This is a genomic window from bacterium Scap17, from assembly GCA_013376735.1.
Taxonomy (GTDB): domain Bacteria; phylum Pseudomonadota; class Gammaproteobacteria; order Pseudomonadales; family Halomonadaceae; genus Cobetia.
Genome location: VINJ01000003.1, coordinates 1 through 3,994, shown reverse-complemented (window position 1 = coordinate 3,994; position 3,994 = coordinate 1). Strand labels below are relative to the sequence as shown.

Below are 3,994 nucleotides of genomic sequence, written 5' to 3'. Positions count from 1 at the left end.
CCGTGAGCATACTTCCGACGCCGTACCGAAACGAACTCGATTCGTGAGGTTCGGTGTCCGACAACGAGCGTAGCGAGGCGTCAGGCTCTTGTGCGTTTTTGAGTCAAAGCCATATCAGATAACAGCCTTTGGGTGGGTCAGTGCCGCTTTCGCCACTGCTCGATCATGCTCGCAGTGACGTCCCCCTGGTAGCAGGTCGGTGATGCTCCCCCTGGTCTGCTGTACGCGCTTCTTTTTCCGCACCTGCTTCCGTTGCTTGCGGAGTTGTATGGGCAGGGGCAGTTACCGCTGTACCGCGCTATCGACTGCCTGATTATCTGTTGCTTGATTTCGTCATCTGTTGGCTCTTGAGCTACCGCGCCTTGTATAGCCCCTAAGGCCAGCAGCATTGCTCCGGCCATAACTCTTAGTTTCATTCCCTACCTCATATTCTTCTTTATTAGTTCCCTGCTATTCCATCCTATCACCACCCACTTTTCCCAACACCCTACTTTACACCTAAGCCGACATAAGCCAGCATACACAGAGGGCCCTCCCTGCGCTTCGCTTGGGTGGTCTCTCTGTGAGCTGGGTCAGGGGGCTACGCCCCCCAACACCCCCCGTATCCGCCGACCATTTCGCCCCCTTCGGGCGCATCATGATCGACGGCTCGGGCAACCCCAAGGAGGCGGCATGGTGGAGCGGGACTACCGCATCGAGCATCGGTCGGATGGGTGGTGGCTGGTCTGTCTGCGAGGTGATGACGTGGTTAGCCAGGAACATTGCTTCAGCCACGATGAGGCGTTGGCGATTGGCTGTGTCTGGATATGTGGAGACGACGAGGATGAGTGAGCCGACGCGGGACAAGATCATCAAGGTGCGGGTGAGTGCCGAGGAACATGAAACGCTCAAGTGGCGTTGTCCGAAGGCCCGCCTTGCCGAATGGATGCGCGAGCAATGTCTGAACCCCGATGGGGACTGGGTACGCCAGACGAAGAAAGCGGAACCGGCCGATCCTGCATTGCTGCGACAGCTCGCGGGTATCGGCAACAACCTGAATCAGATCGCCCGCAAGGTGAATACCGGTGACTGGGCAGGACTGGATCGTGTCGCCGTGGTCGCCGCATTGGCTGCCGTAGAGCGTGAACTCTCCGAACTCAGGGCCATGCACCGGTGATCGTCAAATTCCACGCCAGAGGCACCGGAGCAGGCTCTGGGCCTGTCGGGTACCTGCTGGGCAGGAACAATGACCGTGAGGACGCTTGGGTGCTCCGTGGATCCCCTGAGCAGACCGAGGCGCTGATTGACGGCAGCCAGTACGCCAAGCGCTACACCTCTGGCGTACTGTCCTTCCAAGAGAGCCAGATCAGCGAGAAAGCCAAGCGCGAGATCATGGATTCCTTCGAGAAGGCGCTGATGCCCGGTCTCGATGCCGATCAGTACGACTGCCTCTGGGTCGAACACGCCGACAAAGGCCGCGTAGAGCTGAACTTCGTGATTCCCAATGTCGAGCTGACCAGCGGCAAGCGTCTTCAGCCGTATTACGACAGGGCCGACAGGCCGCGCGTCGATGCCTGGAAGACCGTGACGAACGCTCGCTACAACTTCCACGACCCAGATGATCCGGCCAATCAGAGGGCCCTCACGACACCCTCGAACCTGCCACGCGAGCGTGCGACGGCACAGCGCCAGATCACTGATGGTCTGTTGCGATTGGCCTCAGAAGGCGAAGTGACGAATCGGGAAGAGGTCGTGCGTACCTTGGAAGATACGGGCTTCGAAGTGACGCGCCAGACCAAGAGCAGCATCAGCGTGGCCGATCCGGAGGGCGGCAAGCCGATACGATTACGGGGGAAGTTGTATGAGCGAGATTTCGAAGTTGGCAGCAGCCTTCGAGCAGAAATCGACAGAGCGAGCCGAGAATACCGAGAAGGCCGTGAAGAGCGCTTTCGAGAAGCACGAGAACGCCTTGCTGTCGGAGTTGAGCGCAAGCGAGAAGAGAACCAGAGACGCTATCCGCGCCCAGAACCAAAGATTGCAGCGCACCGCGCTCAAAAGCTGGATGTTCATCGCGATTCCGCTGGTCATGATCGGACTTTTGGCAGCGGGAGCGAGCGCCCTGATGGGCAAGTACATCACGCACCAGGTCGAACAGATCGCCAGCTACAACCGGACGCTGGAGAGGCTAGAAGACGAGGGGAGCAAGATCACGCTGACGCACTGCGGCGAGAGCAGCAGGCTTTGCGCGAAGATCGACGCCGACAGCGTGAGATACGGCAACGGGGACGACGACACATACCTCATTCTGGACGGGTACTAGACGATGACGGATCTGGAACGCGAGCTGTTACGGGCTTTCGAGCAATTGCAGAGCGACTACAGCAAGCAGCTGCAAGAGTGGGAGAGCGCCTACGCGAGTTTGCAGAACATGTTCGAGGTGACACGACAGGACAATCGAGCCCTGGGCGAGCAAGTGAAGCACTTGGGCGAGCAAGTCTTGAGCTTGAGCAGAGCGAAGAGCGAGAGAACCGAGCGACTCGCGAAGCAGGTCACAGCCTTGAGCGAGCAGGTCGAGGGCTTGAACGAGAGCGTGAGGCGCTGGACGCCAGAGGCAAAGAGGCGGTAAAACAACACACAAGGAAAGCGCGTGACCGTGGGCATGACCACGGCATGAGCATGTAGCAGATACGAGAACGCCCCATCTCCCTCCGGTCGGCAAACTTGAGGAGATGGGGCGCGACCCAATGAGGACATTGTGACCCAAACTTCAGCGGCCTGCCAAGGCCCGCAGCCCTCCAATCTGGCACTTTTTCGCCAGCGGCTGCCCCGTAAGCCCTACCACACCGACCGCTTTGGTGATGGTTTGCGCATCCGAGACGTCCAGAAAGCTCTGACCTCTCGCTATATCCAGTTCAACGGCCCAACGCACTGCTACTGGCTGGTCTACGACATCGACCGGAATGGCGCCGTGCTGGACTGGTACGACCGTGGAGCGCCACCGCCCACGATCGTCGCGCAGAACCCCGACAACGGTCATGCCCACCTGATCTATGGCCTTGAGGTGCCGGTACGCACGGCACCTGACGGGAAATCTGGCCCGCTTCGCTACGCAGCCGCTGTAGATTGCGCGCTCAGAGACATTCTGGGGGCCGACATAGGCTATGCCGGCCTCGTCTGCAAAAACCCCCTGCATCCCCACTGGCGCGTCACTGAGTGGGAAACACGGCTCTACACTCTGGGTGATCTGGATAGCTGGCTAGACCTCAACAGCTACTCAGACCGCCGCAAGCGCCTTCCCGACTACGGACTAGGCCGGAACTGCACCCTGTTCGAGAAGCTCCGCCTGTGGGCCTACAAAGCCATACGCCAGGGCTGGCCGGATGCAGACCGCTGGTATGAAGCCGTTCTGACCCGTGCCCGCGCCTACAACGACTTTGAGTCCCCGCTCCCCGAGAACGAAGTCCGTGCCACTGCCAAGAGCGTGGCGCGGTATACGCATAAGCACTTCAGTCCTGCAGGGTTCTCGGCAGTGCAGTCCCAGCGAGGACAGAAAAAAGGTGCAAAACGTAGAGATGAGCTATTGCCTAAGGTCTTGGAAATGAAAGCTCAAGGGTACGACTTGAGAGCTATTGAGGATGAAACAGGCGTGCCAAGATCAACTGTAAGTCGTTGGATTAAGAGGCTTTGATTATGCCGCCACCCTCTTTGGCGAGAGGGTGGTCGCAGCATTCTTCCCATAAGGTCGTTCCCCCTATGAGCCTACAAACTACAGCAATGTCGCCGTAGGAAATCTCGTCCTCATTATCGAGCGGAATTCTTTCCGCTCGTTTTATGTCGCTGAGATTGAAGTAGGCCACCGCATCCGAATTAAACACTCGAATAGGTACGCCATTGAACGTGTAAGCTTTGATCCCATAGCTTGTATCCATAGCCTTCCTGATCTCCTTAGATGTTTTGTCCCAAAGCCATATCAGATAATAGCCCGGGGTTTTGCTCCCTACGCATCCTTGCTGTC

General features: G+C 58.2%; 6 protein-coding genes and 1 pseudogene. 5 read left to right on the top strand and 2 right to left on the bottom strand.

Features of this window, described 5'->3' with window-relative positions:
- Positions 1-137: 137 nt before the first annotated feature.
- The gene (locus FLM52_17630; protein ID NVN57545.1) at positions 138-416 is read right to left on the bottom strand and encodes a hypothetical protein; all 279 of its coding nucleotides are present in this window, start codon (positions 414-416) and stop codon (positions 138-140) included.
- 407 nt (positions 417-823) lie between these two features.
- Between FLM52_17630 and FLM52_17625 the strand changes: the two genes are divergently transcribed.
- From FLM52_17625 to FLM52_17605, 5 genes and pseudogenes are all read left to right on the top strand, one after another.
- Entirely contained in the window at positions 824-1,156 is a 333-nt protein-coding gene (locus tag FLM52_17625) for a MobC family plasmid mobilization relaxosome protein (protein NVN57544.1), read from the top strand.
- Positions 1,153-1,860 (top strand): annotated as a pseudogene (locus FLM52_17620) (mobilization protein). The gene FLM52_17625 and the pseudogene FLM52_17620 overlap by 4 nt, the downstream one beginning before the upstream one ends.
- A complete protein-coding gene (locus FLM52_17615; GenBank protein ID NVN57543.1) occupies positions 1,841-2,299 on the top strand; it encodes a hypothetical protein in 459 nt (152 codons plus the stop codon). The pseudogene FLM52_17620 and the gene FLM52_17615 overlap by 20 nt, the downstream one beginning before the upstream one ends.
- A 3-nt stretch (positions 2,300-2,302) precedes the next feature.
- Positions 2,303-2,605, top strand: a complete 303-nt coding sequence (mbeD, locus tag FLM52_17610) for an MbeD family mobilization/exclusion protein (protein NVN57542.1) — start codon at positions 2,303-2,305, stop codon at positions 2,603-2,605.
- A 129-nt stretch (positions 2,606-2,734) separates the two neighbouring features.
- Positions 2,735-3,667, top strand: a complete 933-nt coding sequence (locus FLM52_17605) for a replicase (GenBank protein ID NVN57541.1) — start codon at positions 2,735-2,737, stop codon at positions 3,665-3,667.
- On the opposite strand, the gene FLM52_17600 is transcribed toward FLM52_17605, so the two are convergent.
- On the bottom strand, positions 3,654-3,908 hold the full coding sequence (locus tag FLM52_17600) for a hypothetical protein (protein NVN57540.1): 255 nt from the start codon (positions 3,906-3,908) through the stop codon (positions 3,654-3,656). The genes FLM52_17605 and FLM52_17600 overlap by 14 nt on opposite strands.
- Between the last annotated feature and the right edge of the window lie 86 nt (positions 3,909-3,994).